We start from the raw sequence: 15,615 nt of genomic DNA, 5'->3' as shown, positions 1-15,615 counted from the left end.
GGCACTGTTGCAAAGTTAGCGATGAGGCAGCCTTTTGTCTTATTCAAAGGCCTTACATTTCAAAAACTCTGCTTACCAGGCGCATTTCGCCCAGGGGATCACCATAATAAAATGCTGAGGCCTGGCCTTTGCGTAGTGCACGCATCACCTCAATACCTTTGATGGTGGCGTAAGCCGTCTTCATGGATTTAAATCCCAGCGTGGCGCCGATTATCCGTTTCAGTTTGCCATGATCGCATTCAATCACGTTGTTCCGGTACTTAATCTGTCGGTGTTCAACGTCAGACGGGCACCGGCCTTCGCGTTTGAGCAGAGCAAGCGCGCGACCATAGGCGGGCGCTTTATCCGTGTTGATGAATCGCGGGATCTGCCACTTCTTCACGTTGTTGAGGATTTTACCCAGAAACCGGTATGCAGCTTTGCTGTTACGACGGGAGGAGAGATAAAAATCGACAGTGCGGCCCCGGCTGTCGACGGCCCGGTACAGATACGCCCAGCGGCCATTGACCTTCACGTAGGTTTCATCCATGTGCCACGGGCAAAGATCGGAAGGGTTACGCCAGTACCAGCGCAGCCGTTTTTCCATTTCAGGCGCATAACGCTGAACCCAGCGGTAAATCGTGGAGTGATCGACATTCACTCCGCGTTCAGCCAGCATCTCCTGCAGCTCACGGTAACTGATGCCGTATTTGCAGTACCAGCGTACGGCCCACAGAATGATGTCACGCTGAAAATGCCGGCCTTTGAATGGGTTCATGTGCAGCTCCATCAGCAAAAGGGGATGATAAGTTTATCACCACCGACTATTTGCAACAGTGCCCAAAAAATTAACTACCTGAGGAAAATTGATCCTTTTGTGTTTGAAGAACTGTTGCTGGAAGGATTTGAAGCGCATGGCTTCAGAACCATCAGAAACAAACGCTATACCGGCGATGGAGGCATTGACGGCCAGGTAATAATAGGAAAATATCGCTATCTTATTCAGGCTAAACGCTATCGCGGCCATATTGCTTTACAGCACGTACAGGAGTTCGAGAAGTTGCTTAAACGTCATAACTGTCGCGGTCTGTTTTGCCATACCGGGAAAACCGGCGCAGGTTCAAAATCTGTCAGTATTGCCAGTGAACGGATGGAGATTATCAGCGGCCAGCGCCTGATAGATTTGCTCACGCCCGGCAGCTCCTTCACTATCGCAACCGCCCCGCAGACGATGATGAAGCGTACCGCAGCAACACTAGAAACGAGCACCATTGTTAAAGATGCCGGTAAAGAAAATCGATACCATGAGAGTTAATTAAATGAAGTCAGTAACTATAGAAGCAAAAACATTTGCTGAAATGTTAGGAATAACAGAAGGTGAGTTAATCTTTGCCATTAAGAAAACTGGCACATTCAAAAACAAGACCATCCCACAACCTCATGAGCCACATAAATCAAATAATAGATTTTTATATTCAGACGTAATGAGGTTTATAGAATCACTAAAAGACAAAGAGAACCGGTAATGACTCCAACTTACTGATAGTGTTTTATGTTCAGATAATGCCCGATGACCTTGTCATGCAGCTCCACCGATTTTGAGAACGACAGTGACTTCCGTCCCAGCCTTGCCAGATGTTGTCTCAGATTCAGGTTATGTCGCTCAATGCGCTGAGTGTAACGCTTGCTGATAACGTGCAGCTTTCCCTTCAGGCGGGATTCATACAGCGGCCAGCCATCCGTCATCCATACCACGACCTCAAAGGCCGACAGCAGGCCCAGAAGACGCTCCAGCGTGGCCAACGTGCGTTACCTAACAATAAACCTGTTTAAATATCCAGATAAAAACATTCAATCTGGGTCAAATGAGTGATACAGTTTCACCCATAAGACCCAATGGAGGCAATATGTCTGAATTTGAATTACTGGCGCAGGATCTGCTTGAGAAAGCAGAAGCGGAAGAACAACTGCGACAGGAAAATGATAAAAAGCTGCTCGGGCAGGTGCTGGAAATCTATGACCAGAAGTACGTGGCTGAACTGCTTAGAAAAGTTGGTAAAAATGAGTGGAGTCGCGAGACTCTTAATCGCTGGATTAATGGTAAGTGCTCACCTAAGACGCTGACGTTAGCCGAAGAGGAACTTCTACGAAAAATGCTTCCGGAAGCGCCTGCACATCACCCTGACTATGCCTTCCGGTTTATTGACCTGTTTGCTGGGATTGGAGGTATACGGAAGGGCTTCGAAACCATCGGTGGCCAGTGCGTTTTTACCAGTGAATGGAATAAAGAGGCTGTGCGCACATATAAAGCTAACTGGTTTAACGATGCTCAGGAACACACTTTCAATCTAGATATTCGGGAAGTCACGCTCAGTGATAAACCTGAAGTACCTGAAAACGATGCCTATGCTTACATTAATGAGCATGTGCCGGATCATGATGTACTTCTAGCAGGTTTCCCCTGTCAACCGTTCAGCCTTGCGGGCGTAAGCAAGAAAAACTCGCTCGGGCGCGCGCATGGTTTCGAATGTGAGGCTCAGGGAACGCTTTTCTTCGATGTGGCGCGTATTATCCGCGCAAAAAAACCTGCCATCTTTGTTCTTGAAAACGTTAAAAACCTGAAGAGCCATGACAAGGGTAAAACCTTTAAAGTCATCATGGATACCCTCGACGAACTTGGCTATGAAGTTGCGGATGCAGCTGAGATGGGCAAAAACGATCCTAAAGTTATCGACGGAAAACACTTTTTACCTCAGCACCGAGAACGTATCGTTTTGGTCGGTTTCCGCCGTGATCTGAACATTCACCAGGGCTTTACCCTGCGCGATATTAGTCGTTTTTATCCGGAACAGCGTCCGTCATTTGGCGAACTGCTGGAACCCGTGGTTGACAGCAAATATATACTGACGCCGAAACTCTGGGAGTATCTCTATAACTACGCCAAAAAGCACGCAGCTAAGGGTAACGGATTCGGTTTTGGCCTCGTTAATCCTGAAAATAAAGAAAGCATTGCCCGTACGCTTTCTGCTCGCTATCACAAAGACGGGTCTGAAATTCTGATAGACCGTGGCTGGGATATGGCCACAGGTGAAACAGACTTCGCGAACGAAGAAAATCAGGCGCATCGGCCCCGCAGGCTGACTCCGCGAGAGTGCGCGCGCCTTATGGGTTTTGAAAAAGTAGATGGCAGGCCTTTTCGCATTCCTGTGTCAGACACTCAGTCGTACAGGCAGTTCGGTAACTCCGTAGTGGTGCCCGTGTTTGAAGCCGTAGCCAAACTGCTTGAACCTTATATCCTGAAAGCGGTTAATGCCGATTCGTGCAAGGTTGAACGAATCTGATCGCTCCTCCCGGTATTTATGCCGGGAGATAATCTATGGAATATCTGCGTAAAGCCCTGTCAGCTCAGCAATAAACGCACCTAGCGTCATTAGCTCAGCTCTCACCGCCTCCGGGTATTTTTTGTGCAGAGATGATGGCACGACCAATCTGACACCCGACTCCCGCATCTCCCGATATTGAGCCAGAGAAACTCCCTCCTGGAGTGTAAACAGATGCACCTGATGAATTTTATCGGCCTCATTCAGTATCTGACGCCAGCGATCCTTACAGGTAGTCTTGACTGCCAGCATGCGCAGATTTTCTACGGGAAACTCAGTATCGTGGTAAGCCCCTGCGGAAGGGAAAAGGAAATCGGGTTTTTTATTACCTTCTGTGATGGCCTGCGTCGCAAAGTGTCGCAGGCCGTGCTCAATGAATAGATGCTCCAGGTGCAGTTCCAGCGACTTCCCGGCTCTGGATTTACGGCGATTGCTGACAGAATTGGCCAGCGCAATAAATTCATCCACAGAGCCAAATCCTTTCCGGATGATATCCAGAACATGCAGTTCCTCAACCAATAGAAATATGTCGTACTCCACGCGCCGGCGGTCAAGAAGTTGCTCATCCGGATCAAGGGAATTTTTCACATAATGGCTGGCTGCATACTGAATAATTTCACTTCCCGACGGAAAGCGCAGGTGCCAGTCTTCAGGTAGAATATATTTATGATTTACTGGCGCTTGCTGTAGAGATAGTCCGCCTAGAATCTGTCCTGCGGGGCCGGATATAAGCGCTCCGGGTATAACTTCACCAATAGCGGTCTCAATGACGTCCTCTTCATCAGTGCTGGCGCATACCCAAATATTTACTTCCTTACAGTCCCCCCCTTGCTCATCAAGCTTGAAAGCCAGGAGCGTCAGAGCCCCTGTATTTTCAGGATCCTGAAGTGGGCTGCCTCTACCCCAGCGGGTAATCCTTTTTTCATTCCGGGTTTTACCAAAATGACGGCTGTTATAATAAATTGCCCTGGCTTCGCTGTCAGGGCAATCATGCGATGACACATGTGCGGTGAGAAAAACCGAAGGGTTCAGTTCACGGGTATGGTTGATAGACGGAAAGAGTTTTTCAACGATACCTGAAGGGATATAAAGCCCTACCTGGTGACCACCTGTTGCGCCGGTATCGTTGGCGGAAAGGCGTTTGATGTAGACGAAGTAATTCTCACATGCGATCTCAAGTAGCCAGTTGTGGAAAACCGACATAAGCATCCCCTGTTACCCTGAAACTCTACTCACCATTTTTTCATGATTATATACAAACAGTGTCATTTTCAGAAGACGACTGCACCAGTTGATTGGGCGTAATGGCTGTTGTGCAGCCAGCTCCTGACAGTTCAATATCAGAAGTGATCTGCACCAATCTCGACTATGCTCAATACTCGTGTGCACCAAAGCGAGGTGAGCATGGCGACGGAGGCTCTGTTGCAAAGATTGGCGGCAGTCAGAGGTAGGCTGTCGCTCTGCGCCGATCAGGCGGCTGCTGCGAAATGGTGGTTGAGCATGCCCATGGCCTCCGTCAGCGCCGAGGGCCCAATGCCAAAAGCTCTCTCCACAAGGCGCACCTCGCCCCTGATGCCGGGCTGCAGGCACCAGGGGCGAGCCTGTCCTTTGCGCAGGGCTCGCATGACTTCGAATCCCTTGATCGTGGCATAGGCCGTGGGGATCGATTTGAAACCGCGCACCGGCTTGATCAGTATCTTGAGCTTTCCGTGATCGGCCTCGATCACGTTATTGAGATACTTCACCTGCCGGTGGGCCGTCTCCCGGTCCAGCTTTCCTTCGCGCTTCAATTCGGTGATCGCTGCACCATAGCTCGGCGCTTTGTCGGTATTGAGCGTGGCAGGCTTTTCCCAGTGCTTCAGGCCTCGCAGGGCCTTGCCCAGGAACCGCTTCGCTGCCTTGGCGCTGCGGGTCGGCGACAGGTAGAAATCGATCGTGTCGCCCCGCTTGTCGACTGCCCGGTACAGGTAGGTCCACTTGCCCCGCACCTTGACGTAGGTTTCATCCAGGCGCCAGCTCGGATCAAAGCCACGCCGCCAGAACCAGCGCAGCCGCTTCTCCATCTCCGGGGCGTAGCACTGGACCCAGCGATAGATCGTCGTATGGTCGACCGAAATGCCGCGTTCCGCCAGCATTTCCTCAAGGTCGCGATAGCTGATCGGATAGCGACAATACCAGCGCACCGCCCACAGGATCACATCACCCTGGAAATGGCGCCACTTGAAATCCGTCATCGTTCCGTCCGTCCAATCTCCGCCAAGCATGCTCAAGCTTCACGATTTTTGCAACAGAGCCCACACGAGTATTGAGCATAGTCGAGATTGGTGCAGATCACTTCTGATATTGAACTGTCAGGAGCTGGCTGCACAACAGCCATTACGCCCAATCAACTGGTGCAGTCGTCTTCTGAAAATGACATTTGGTATCTCTCATAAACGGATGTTTTTGAGAGAACTATCTTCGGCCTTCACACGCACGAAAGGCGGCGAAGCTCCGCCGTTAATCCGTCCGCCGGAGATCTCGCCCAGGCAGGCTGAAGGCCGAGCAAGCCTGACAGGCCCGAAAAGCCCGGCACGGGCGTCGGCGGCGATGACGGCGGCGGCATTATCCAGGGTTGATGATGGAAGTGGAGGATATCGACAACCTCTCGCGCAACCAAGACATCGCGGTCGGACTGCAAGTGATCTTGAAGCCACGGGCCCGTCCCACCCCGACATGGACCTCGATGCCCGAACGGACGTTAGATTTCGAGTTCTAGGCGTTCTGCGATGAAGGTTGGATCCCAGCCGGGATTGAAAGTGTCGACGTGGGTGAATCCGAGCCGCTCGTATAGGCCACGCAGGTTCGGGTGGCAGTCGAGCCGCAGCTTGGCGCACCCCTGCGTTCGCGCGGCATGGCGGCAAGCCTCGATCAGCGCGGAGCTGACACCCCGGCCCGCATGTGTCCGTCGCACCGCGAGCTTGTGCAGATATGCGGCCTCCCCCTTGAGGGCGTCGGGCCAGAACTCGGGATCCTCGGCCGACAAGGTGCAACAGCCGACGATGCCGTCGCTGCAACTCGCGACTAGGAGCTCGGATCTCAGGACGAAGGTCTCCGCGAATGTCCGGTCGATCCGCGCGACGTCCCAGGCGGGCGTTCCCTTGGCGGACATCCACGCCGCAGCGTCGTGCATCAGCCGCACAACCTCGTCGATATCACCCGAGCAGGCGACCCGAACGTTCGGAGGCTCCTCGCTGTCCATTCGCTCCCCTGGCGCGGTATGAACCGCCGCCTCATAGTGCAGTTTGATCCTGACGAGCCCAGCATGTCTGCGCCCACCTTCGCGGAACCTGACCAGGGTCCGCTAGCGGGCGGCCGGAAGGTGAATGCTAGGCATGATCTAACCCTCGGTCTCTGGCGTCGCGACTGCGAAATTTCGCGAGGGTTTCCGAGAAGGTGATTGCGCTTCGCAGATCTCCAGGCGCGTGGGTGCGGACGTAGTCAGCGCCATTGCCGATCGCGTGAAGTTCCGCCGCAAGGCTCGCTGGACCCAGATCCTTTACAGGAAGGCCAACGGTGGCGCCCAAGAAGGATTTCCGCGACACCGAGACCAATAGCGGAAGCCCCAACGCCGACTTCAGCTTTTGAAGGTTCGACAGCACGTGCAGCGATGTTTCCGGTGCGGGGCTCAAGAAAAATCCCATCCCCGGATCGAGGATGAGCCGGTCGGCAGCGACCCCGCTCCGTCGCAAGGCGGAAACCCGCGCCTCGAAGAACCGCACAATCTCGTCGAGCGCGTCTTCGGGTCGAAGGTGACCGGTGCGGGTGGCGATGCCATCCCGCTGCGCTGAGTGCATAACCACCAGCCTGCAGTCCGCCTCAGCAATATCGGGATAGAGCGCAGGGTCAGGAAATCCTTGGATATCGTTCAGGTAGCCCACGCCGCGCTTGAGCGCATAGCGCTGGGTTTCCGGTTGGAAGCTGTCGATTGAAACACGGTGCATCTGATCGGACAGGGCGTCTAAGAGCGGCGCAATACGTCTGATCTCATCGGCCGGCGATACAGGCCTCGCGTCCGGATGGCTGGCGGCCGGTCCGACATCCACGACGTCTGATCCGACTCGCAGCATTTCGATCGCCGCGGTGACAGCGCCGGCGGGGTCTAGCCGCCGGCTCTCATCGAAGAAGGAGTCCTCGGTGAGATTCAGAATGCCGAACACCGTCACCATGGCGTCGGCCTCCGCAGCGACTTCCACGATGGGGATCGGGCGAGCAAAAAGGCAGCAATTATGAGCCCCATACCTACAAAGCCCCACGCATCAAGCTTTTGCCCATGAAGCAACCAGGCAATGGCTGTAATTATGACGACGCCGAGTCCCGACCAGACTGCATAAGCAACACCGACAGGGATGGATTTCAGAACCAGAGAAAGAAAATAAAATGCGATGCCATAACCGATTATGACAACGGCGGAAGGGGCAAGCTTAGTAAAGCCCTCGCTAGATTTTAATGCGGATGTTGCGATTACTTCGCCAACTATTGCGATAACAAGAAAAAGCCAGCCTTTCATGATATATCTCCCAATTTGTGTAGGGCTTATTATGCACGGCTTACAGCAGGCAAAATTTAACCAGAAAAAAGCCGCTGAATTACTGGGGCTGACTTACCATCAGCTTCGCGCTTTGCTGAAAAAACACCAGATTTAACGCACATTTGCAGATGTCATATTGGCGGATTTGACGCATAACCCCATCAGGGTTTACCATGACGCCATTACTGTATAAAAAAACAGGTACAAATATGGCTCTGGCACTCGTTGGCGAAAAAATTGACAGAAACCGTTTCACCGGTGAGAAAATTGAAAATAGTACATTTTTTAACTGTGATTTTTCAGGTGCCGACCTGAGCGGCACTGAATTTATCGGCTGTCAGTTCTATGATCGTGAAAGCCAGAAAGGGTGCAATTTTAGTCGTGCGATGCTGAAAGATGCCATTTTTAAAAGCTGTGATTTATCCATGGCGGATTTTCGCAATGCCAGTGCGCTGGGCATTGAAATTCGCCACTGCCGCGCACAAGGCGCAGATTTCCGCGGCGCAAGCTTTATGAATATGATCACCACGCGCACCTGGTTTTGTAGCGCATATATCACGAATACCAATCTAAGCTACGCCAATTTTTCGAAAGTCGTGTTGGAAAAGTGTGAGCTGTGGGAAAACCGTTGGATGGGTGCCCAGGTACTGGGCGCGACGTTCAGTGGTTCAGATCTCTCCGGCGGCGAGTTTTCGACTTTCGACTGGCGAGCAGCGAACTTCACACATTGCGATCTGACCAATTCGGAGTTGGGTGACTTAGATATTCGGGGCGTTGATTTACAAGGCGTTAAGCTGGACAACTACCAGGCGTCGTTGCTCATGGAGCGGCTTGGCATCGCGGTGATTGGTTAGCATTCACGGAGCGGTAAGTACCGCTCCCGCCCTTATACAATAGTGTCCGCCCTTGCCTTAAAAGTCACTTTCGACGCACAGAGCGTAAACGTTAGAGGGTTCCGGTCCCCCCATCAGAACACCAGACCTGACCAGACGTATAGCTGTTCTCCCGAGCGGCCAGGGTGACATAAAGCGGCGCGATTTCCACCGGTTGACCAGGGCGTCCCAGCGGCGCATTTGCCCCAAATTTCTCCACCTTTTCCTGCGGTTGACCACCACAGCACTGCAGTACAGTCCAGTATGGACCCGGCGCGACGGCATTGACACGGATCCCTTTCGGGGCCAGCTGTTTCGCCAGCGATTTAGTAAATGCCACGATAGCTGCTTTAGTCTGAGCATAATCAAGCAAGATTTCACTTGGCTCATAAGCCTGTACGGAGGAGGTATTAATTATCACGCTGTCTGGTGAAAGATGGGGTATGGCCGCTTTGGTGATCCAAAACATAGCGTAAACATTGGTTTTGAATGTTGCGTCGAAGTCTTCTGTGGTGAGTTCCTCAATTGACTCACAAAATTGCTGACGACCCGCATTATTGACGAGGATATCCAACCCTCCCAGTCCTTTTACCGCCTGTGTTACCAGATGACCGCAAAAAGCCTCATCACGGATATCGCCGGGGATGGCCAAAACATTTCTGCCTGCTTTTTTTATCAGATCGACCACTTCACGCGCATCGTCTTCTTCTTCAGGTAAATAGTTAATCGCAACATCAGCGCCTTCACGAGCATAGGCAATAGCAACAGCACGACCAATCCCTGAATCCCCACCGGTAATTAATACCTTGCGCCCATTCAGGCGACCGCTTCCCTGATAGCTGTCTTCTCCATGATCGGGGCGCGGTTGCATTTTCCCCGCCAGCCCGGGAAAGGGCTGCTGCTGCTGTTGAAAAGGCGGCGCCGGAAAACGCGCAGAATTGGTTTTATTGATGGTCTTTTTTTCCTTGTTTAAGCCAGCCATTCAATTACCTCTCATTATTTATCACAAAGACTAATAATCGTAGACCAAAATGAATGGTATGACCTATATTATCCAGCTACACTTAATTTTCTCGGAATATTACCCTCCCTACTTTCCTCTACCGTTGCGCTTATATCCCCACCAACGTTAGATTTAATTTAAAAAATATTATTTGAGACTTATCCAGTTCGCAGTGTTAATAAATAGCAACCACACTTAACATCTCAATCTGGGGTATAGGAAGTATAAACCACCTTTTTGCTCCTCATCCGAAGTATCTTACCTGAAATTCCCTCACTCGTTTACCGCTCAAGCCCCAATTTTAACTGCCGGTCCAGCCTAAACCGCTCTAATAAGGTTCGATTTGGCGGTAAAATCTCTAGCCTGATAGCTCGAGAGATACAAACTGCCCCACCGCCCCGTTTAAAAGTTGGCAGTGTTGAGCAGTGTTGGATTTGGGGTCGTCAGTCAAAGAGACGACTCTGTGATGGATCGAACAGGCTGGGAGTCAGTGGCGGCGCTCGTTCTGGTGGCAGCTCACGCTGCTTGGCGGCATTCGCCTTGGCTGTTTTCTGTTTCAGATGCTTGAGAATCTGCTCAATGACCTTCGGATCTTCGATGCTGGCAATCACTTTGACGTGACCGCCGCAGTGTTCGCAGACTTCAATATCAATATTGAAGACTCGCTTGAGGCGTTGCATCCAGGTCATGGCGCGGTGGCGCTCTGCAGGACTCTTGTCACGCCAGTTAGTATCGAGACCTTCCGATTTGTCGGGCTTCTTGCCCCGCTTGGCGGGTGTTACTTGAACTCGGTGTTTGCTGTTCGGTGCAAAGACGCCGTGGAAGCGTGTGAGGTTGACTCGCGGCTTAGGTACCAACGCAGCGAGTTTGGCGATGAAGTCCAGCGGCTCGAAGATCACATGGGTGGTGCCATTGCGGTACGGAGTTTTGAGCTCGTAACGCACCTGCCCATTGGCGGTTAATGCCAGACGTTTTTCTGAAACCGCTGGCCGACTAATGTAGCGACACAAGCGCTCAAGCTTATCCCGCTGATGCGCTTCGGCCATCACACCGGCGTGTAGCGAGAAACCAGCATGGTTGGCTACTCGACTGCTTGAGTCGGCTTTATCCTCACGCCCTGGCAAGGTTTGCAGGGTGAAGACTTTGCGCCCTTGCTGGGGGCCGACGGCAATGCGATACGTAACCGAAGCACCATGTAATTGAGTCAGCGTATCGTCTTCGCCCTCTTCCAGTGTCAACCACGTATTCTCGGCATCACGCTCCAAAATCCCACGCTTTTCCATGCAGCGAGCGATGCGATGGCTGAGGGTGTGAGCGAGCGTATTCAGCTCATCGTAAGTGGGTGCCTTGACACGATGGAAGCGTTGCTTGCCATAGTCATCTTCGGCATAGACACCATCGAGAAACAGCATGTGGTAGTGGACATTGAGATTTAGCGCGGAGCCAAAGCGTTGGATAAGAGTCACTGAGCCAGTTTGTGCAGAGGCTTTGGTGTAACCGGCTTTTTTGATCAGATGAGTTGAGAGTGTACGATAGACGATACTCAAGACCTGGCCCATCAGCTGGGGATGGCGAGCCAGCAAAAAGCGTAGCTGGAAAGGAAAGCTGAGCACCCACTGGCGAATGGGCTCCTTGGGGAAGACTTCGTCTATCAGCAGCGCCGCACTCTCGGCCATCCGGCGGGCACCGCAGCTAGGGCAAAAGCCGCGTCGTTTACAGCTGAAGGCGACCAGACGCTCGTGATGACAATCCTCGCAGCGAACCCGCATGAAACCATACTCCAGACGGCCACATTGGAGGAGGTCGTTGAATTCTTGTTGGATGTAGCGAGGCAGGTGTTGACCTTGGGCTTCGAGTGAGGCTTTGAAGGCTGGGTAGTGCTGCTCAACCAGCTGGTAGAGCAGCGTCTGGTCGGGTTGGTGGCGTTCGTAACCGTTTGTTTGAGTGGGCGATTGACTCGCCGTGGCGTTCCTTGCCAGCGACATGGGTATCCTCCGCTGATACTGTGGTTATGTACAGTATCAGCGGCTTGCGTTCAGACGTCCAGTCTGGCCCTAGACATCGCTAAATGCTTAACCCGCAATAGCCCTCACGAGTTGTTATCAGCCACTACCGGTTGAGCGAGAAGGTTTTGGGTTCAGGGTGCTATTGCTCCACCAATCACAATACTGAAGCCCCAACTGTTATCAGTTGGGGCTTTTTCTTGTCTGTTTGCGGCGGTTGCGTTTTATCGGTAGTCGTCGAGCTCTGCACCATCCCACATAAGAGCTTAACGGTGCGATCTTCAACGCCATCACACAAAACTTTCTTTTTCACGCACAGTCAACTTATTGGATGTTTTATTAACAACCCAAAAGGAGATATTTAGCGGGCGGCCGGAAGGTGAATGCTAGGCATGATCTAACCCTCGGTCTCTGGCGTCGCGACTGCGAAATTTCGCGAGGGTTTCCGAGAAGGTGATTGCGCTTCGCAGATCTCCAGGCGCGTGGGTGCGGACGTAGTCAGCGCCATTGCCGATCGCGTGAAGTTCCGCCGCAAGGCTCGCTGGACCCAGATCCTTTACAGGAAGGCCAACGGTGGCGCCCAAGAAGGATTTCCGCGACACCGAGACCAATAGCGGAAGCCCCAACGCCGACTTCAGCTTTTGAAGGTTCGACAGCACGTGCAGCGATGTTTCCGGTGCGGGGCTCAAGAAAAATCCCATCCCCGGATCGAGGATGAGCCGGTCGGCAGCGACCCCGCTCCGTCGCAAGGCGGAAACCCGCGCCTCGAAGAACCGCACAATCTCGTCGAGCGCGTCTTCGGGTCGAAGGTGACCGGTGCGGGTGGCGATGCCATCCCGCTGCGCTGAGTGCATAACCACCAGCCTGCAGTCCGCCTCAGCAATATCGGGATAGAGCGCAGGGTCAGGAAATCCTTGGATATCGTTCAGGTAGCCCACGCCGCGCTTGAGCGCATAGCGCTGGGTTTCCGGTTGGAAGCTGTCGATTGAAACACGGTGCATCTGATCGGACAGGGCGTCTAAGAGCGGCGCAATACGTCTGATCTCATCGGCCGGCGATACAGGCCTCGCGTCCGGATGGCTGGCGGCCGGTCCGACATCCACGACGTCTGATCCGACTCGCAGCATTTCGATCGCCGCGGTGACAGCGCCGGCGGGGTCTAGCCGCCGGCTCTCATCGAAGAAGGAGTCCTCGGTGAGATTCAGAATGCCGAACACCGTCACCATGGCGTCGGCCTCCGCAGCGACTTCCACGATGGGGATCGGGCGAGCAAAAAGGCAGCAATTATGAGCCCCATACCTACAAAGCCCCACGCATCAAGCTTTTGCCCATGAAGCAACCAGGCAATGGCTGTAATTATGACGACGCCGAGTCCCGACCAGACTGCATAAGCAACACCGACAGGGATGGATTTCAGAACCAGAGAAAGAAAATAAAATGCGATGCCATAACCGATTATGACAACGGCGGAAGGGGCAAGCTTAGTAAAGCCCTCGCTAGATTTTAATGCGGATGTTGCGATTACTTCGCCAACTATTGCGATAACAAGAAAAAGCCAGCCTTTCATGATATATCTCCCAATTTGTGTAGGGCTTATTATGCACGCTTAAAAATAATAAAAGCAGACTTGACCTGATAGTTTGGCTGTGAGCAATTATGTGCTTAGTGCATCTAACGCCTGAATTAAGCTGCGCCGCGAAGCGGCGTCGGCTTGAATGAACTGTTAGACATCATTGGCGTGGAGCCGAGCAGACTGGCGGCTTCGTGCTTCACAAAGTAAATGAACGCAGTCAACTGATCAGCGCGTGAGGCCAAGCAATCCATCCCTTGTCCAAGGTAAGCCTGCTGGGCTTCAAGCAGCACGGGCTGATGTTGGACGGGCAGGCGTTCCATTACCCAGTTGGCAGCTACATCCTTCGGCGCGATCTTGCCGGTTGCTGCGCTGTACCAAATGCGAGACAAAGTAAGCACTACATTCCGCTCGTCGCCTGCCCAATCCGGTTGTGAGTTCCATAGTTTCAAGGTGTCGGCCAGTGCTTTGAATAGATCGCTTTCCGGGACTGAGTTGAAGAAATCTTCCGCGGCCGAACCTGCCAAGGCAAGGCTGTGTTGCCTTGCTTTAGTTAGCAGAATAGCCAGATCAACATCGGTTGTCGCGGGCTCGAAGATGCCCGCAAGAATGTCCTTGCGCTGCCACTCCCCGAATTGCAGTTCCCGTCTGGCTGGATAACGCCAAGGAACAACATCGCCGTACACGACGATGGTAACTTCCAAGGCACGGAGAGCTTCACTTTGGCCGGGAGAAGCGGAAACTTCCAGGAAATCTACGAACAGAGCCTGCCGCACAGTCTCATCGAGCTGTGCAGTCACAGTAACCAGCAAATCAATATCACTGCATGGCTTCAGGCCACCGTCGAGTGCAGAGCCGTACAAATGCACGGCCAGCAACGTCGATCCCAGATGATGCTCGATGACGTTGAGTGCCTGTGATAGCTGTACCGAAATCTCGGCGGGCACTGCGTTGCTCATGATGTCTAACTCCCAATTTGTGTAGGGCTTATTATGCACGCTTAAAAATAATAAAAGCAGACTTGACCTGATAGTTTGGCTGTGAGCAATTATGTGCTTAGTGCATCTAACGCCGCTAAGCAGCGGCACATTTTGCGTTTTGAGCGCAGCGAAGCAAAATGTGTCCGATGGCTTGGATGGTTAACCCCTTTGCCAGATTTGATAGCGATAATTTATATTTGAATGAAATTCCTGCTCGAACACCACATTGAACTCTTTGGGGATTTCCGGAAAGAAAACATTGCCCTCTGGCTCGGAATCTATTGTCGAGATATGTAGCGTGTCGGCATGGGCGATCAGACTCTTGTAGATCTCTCCACCACCAGAAACAACAACATGGTTCGTAAGAGTCTTTAGCTCCCTCATTGCTGCTTCTATAGATGGAAACACAACCACATCATCGTTAGTAGCTACCGATCCTGAGCGGCTGACAACTGCATACTTTCTATTTGGGAGAGCCCCCATTGCCTCAAATGTTTTACGGCCGACTAAGAGCCATTGATTGTAAGTTATTGCTTTAAAAAGCAGCTGCTCACCTTTAGCGTTCCACGGGATATCCGAGCCGCAGCCAATAACCCCATTTCTTGCTTTTGCAGCCATTAGTGATATTTTCACGATACTCCTTTGGGTTAACGCCGCCATAAACGGCGACAGGGTGGCGCGCCTATTGCGCATAAAATGGCGAAGCCATGCGCAACAGGCGCGGAATCTCTGGCGTCCGGTTTGATGGCTTTGTTATGCAAAGGACTAGTCTTCAATGACGTGTAAACCACGGCGCTTTAAGTCCTCCAACGAATCCAACATTCCCCTTATTAATTCAACAGGATGCCCCTCCCAGTCTTCAACAACGCCAACAATTCTCAAGGGTTCGCAGGTTCTATAGGACTGTGTTGGATTACCGGGAAATCTTTTGTTCGTAAGATTCGGATCGTCTTCGAACGGTCCTGTTGGCTCAACTATGTATATGTAGCCGCGACCCTCGAGGCCAGACAGTGACATAGCAAGTTCAGCTCCCCAAACTGCTGGCTCCATCAAGGCTGAAAAGTAGATGTGCTTAAGAATACGACCGTCCTCGAAATGAGAGATGAACCCTGTGGTTAGCAAGTCACCAATCGCCAAATTGGCTTTGGTTCCATGATAGAACGGTCCTTGCACCTGCTTGTAATTATCATGAGAGATGGGAATCCAATCTTTTACCATTTTAAGACCCTTAATTGTTGGGATTTGGCTGCATAACGTT

At 52.2% G+C, this 15,615-nt stretch carries 17 protein-coding genes and 2 pseudogenes; 5 read left to right on the top strand and 14 right to left on the bottom strand.

All coding sequences use genetic code 11. The annotated features are described in order from the left end of the window. Nucleotides 1-52 precede the first annotated feature (52 nt). Nucleotides 53-757: an IS6-like element IS26 family transposase gene (locus ACQG2G_RS23060; protein ID WP_001067855.1), complete on the bottom strand. Its 705-nt coding sequence runs from the start codon at nt 755-757 to the stop codon at nt 53-55. A gap of 24 nt (nt 758-781) precedes the next feature. Here ACQG2G_RS23060 and ACQG2G_RS23055 point away from each other — a divergent pair, with 24 nt between their 5' ends. Continuing rightward, complete coding sequence (locus ACQG2G_RS23055; RefSeq protein ID WP_071549088.1) at nt 782-1,294, top strand: restriction endonuclease; 513 nt, start codon at nt 782-784, stop codon at nt 1,292-1,294. 4 nt (nt 1,295-1,298) lie between these two features. Further along, complete coding sequence (locus tag ACQG2G_RS23050) at nt 1,299-1,505, top strand: hypothetical protein (protein ID WP_001749967.1); 207 nt, start codon at nt 1,299-1,301, stop codon at nt 1,503-1,505. 10 nt (nt 1,506-1,515) lie between these two features. Here ACQG2G_RS23050 and ACQG2G_RS23045 read toward each other — a convergent pair. After that, nucleotides 1,516-1,788 (bottom strand): annotated as a pseudogene (locus ACQG2G_RS23045) (IS1 family transposase); the annotation flags it as partial. A gap of 98 nt (nt 1,789-1,886) precedes the next feature. Between ACQG2G_RS23045 and ACQG2G_RS23040 the strand changes: the two are divergent. Continuing rightward, nucleotides 1,887-3,320, top strand: coding sequence for a DNA cytosine methyltransferase (locus ACQG2G_RS23040; protein WP_001288432.1), 1,434 nt, complete (start codon nt 1,887-1,889; stop codon nt 3,318-3,320). A gap of 33 nt (nt 3,321-3,353) precedes the next feature. On the opposite strand, the gene ACQG2G_RS23035 is transcribed toward ACQG2G_RS23040, so the two are convergent. The 5 genes from ACQG2G_RS23035 to ACQG2G_RS23015 form a co-directional block, all read right to left on the bottom strand. Then, a complete protein-coding gene (locus ACQG2G_RS23035) occupies nt 3,354-4,562 on the bottom strand; it encodes a type II site-specific deoxyribonuclease (RefSeq protein WP_001749969.1) in 1,209 nt (402 codons plus the stop codon). 266 nt (nt 4,563-4,828) lie between these two features. Further along, nucleotides 4,829-5,593, bottom strand: a complete 765-nt coding sequence (locus ACQG2G_RS23030; protein WP_001389365.1) for an IS6-like element IS6100 family transposase — start codon at nt 5,591-5,593, stop codon at nt 4,829-4,831. A gap of 506 nt (nt 5,594-6,099) precedes the next feature. Further along, entirely contained in the window at nt 6,100-6,600 is a 501-nt protein-coding gene (locus tag ACQG2G_RS23025) for a GNAT family N-acetyltransferase (protein ID WP_000376623.1), read from the bottom strand. 127 nt (nt 6,601-6,727) lie between these two features. Continuing rightward, nucleotides 6,728-7,567: a sulfonamide-resistant dihydropteroate synthase Sul1 gene (gene sul1, locus ACQG2G_RS23020; RefSeq protein WP_000259031.1), complete on the bottom strand. Its 840-nt coding sequence runs from the start codon at nt 7,565-7,567 to the stop codon at nt 6,728-6,730. Beyond that, nucleotides 7,561-7,908 (bottom strand): quaternary ammonium compound efflux SMR transporter QacE delta 1, encoded by a 348-nt coding sequence (locus ACQG2G_RS23015; protein ID WP_000679427.1) that lies wholly within the window; start codon nt 7,906-7,908, stop codon nt 7,561-7,563. The genes sul1 (ACQG2G_RS23020) and ACQG2G_RS23015 overlap by 7 nt, the downstream gene beginning before the upstream one ends. Before the next feature lie 25 nt (nt 7,909-7,933). On the opposite strand from ACQG2G_RS23015, the pseudogene ACQG2G_RS23010 reads away from it, so the two are divergent. Both ACQG2G_RS23010 and ACQG2G_RS23005 read left to right on the top strand, forming a co-directional pair. Further along, nucleotides 7,934-8,044: pseudogene (locus ACQG2G_RS23010) on the top strand (helix-turn-helix domain-containing protein); the annotation flags it as partial. A gap of 94 nt (nt 8,045-8,138) precedes the next feature. Next, complete coding sequence (locus tag ACQG2G_RS23005; protein ID WP_001749994.1) at nt 8,139-8,783, top strand: quinolone resistance pentapeptide repeat protein QnrB6; 645 nt, start codon at nt 8,139-8,141, stop codon at nt 8,781-8,783. 91 nt (nt 8,784-8,874) lie between these two features. Here the strand turns inward: ACQG2G_RS23005 and ACQG2G_RS23000 are convergent, their stop codons facing one another. From ACQG2G_RS23000 to ACQG2G_RS22970, 7 genes are all read right to left on the bottom strand, one after another. After that, nucleotides 8,875-9,783, bottom strand: coding sequence for an SDR family oxidoreductase (locus ACQG2G_RS23000; protein ID WP_001749993.1), 909 nt, complete (start codon nt 9,781-9,783; stop codon nt 8,875-8,877). A gap of 464 nt (nt 9,784-10,247) precedes the next feature. Then, complete coding sequence (locus ACQG2G_RS22995) at nt 10,248-11,789, bottom strand: IS91-like element ISCR1 family transposase (protein ID WP_000050481.1); 1,542 nt, start codon at nt 11,787-11,789, stop codon at nt 10,248-10,250. 404 nt (nt 11,790-12,193) lie between these two features. After that, nucleotides 12,194-13,033 (bottom strand): sulfonamide-resistant dihydropteroate synthase Sul1, encoded by an 840-nt coding sequence (sul1, locus tag ACQG2G_RS22990; RefSeq protein WP_000259031.1) that lies wholly within the window; start codon nt 13,031-13,033, stop codon nt 12,194-12,196. Continuing rightward, complete coding sequence (locus ACQG2G_RS22985; RefSeq protein ID WP_000679427.1) at nt 13,027-13,374, bottom strand: quaternary ammonium compound efflux SMR transporter QacE delta 1; 348 nt, start codon at nt 13,372-13,374, stop codon at nt 13,027-13,029. Before ACQG2G_RS22985 ends, sul1 (ACQG2G_RS22990) begins: the two co-directional genes overlap by 7 nt. 116 nt (nt 13,375-13,490) lie before the next feature. Continuing rightward, complete coding sequence (locus tag ACQG2G_RS22980) at nt 13,491-14,336, bottom strand: ANT(3'')-Ia family aminoglycoside nucleotidyltransferase AadA16 (protein WP_001749984.1); 846 nt, start codon at nt 14,334-14,336, stop codon at nt 13,491-13,493. 180 nt (nt 14,337-14,516) lie between these two features. Then, nucleotides 14,517-14,990 (bottom strand): trimethoprim-resistant dihydrofolate reductase DfrA27, encoded by a 474-nt coding sequence (dfrA27, locus tag ACQG2G_RS22975; protein WP_001749985.1) that lies wholly within the window; start codon nt 14,988-14,990, stop codon nt 14,517-14,519. 132 nt (nt 14,991-15,122) lie between these two features. Then, nucleotides 15,123-15,575, bottom strand: coding sequence for an NAD(+)--rifampin ADP-ribosyltransferase Arr-3 (locus ACQG2G_RS22970; protein WP_001749986.1), 453 nt, complete (start codon nt 15,573-15,575; stop codon nt 15,123-15,125). Nucleotides 15,576-15,615 lie beyond the last annotated feature (40 nt).

Source organism: Enterobacter cloacae complex sp. 382A5 (assembly GCF_050031095.1).
In the GTDB taxonomy this organism is placed as follows: domain Bacteria; phylum Pseudomonadota; class Gammaproteobacteria; order Enterobacterales; family Enterobacteriaceae; genus Enterobacter; species Enterobacter cloacae.
Note: the sequence above shows the minus strand (reverse complement) of the source record. Positions and strands in the feature narration are given on the sequence as shown.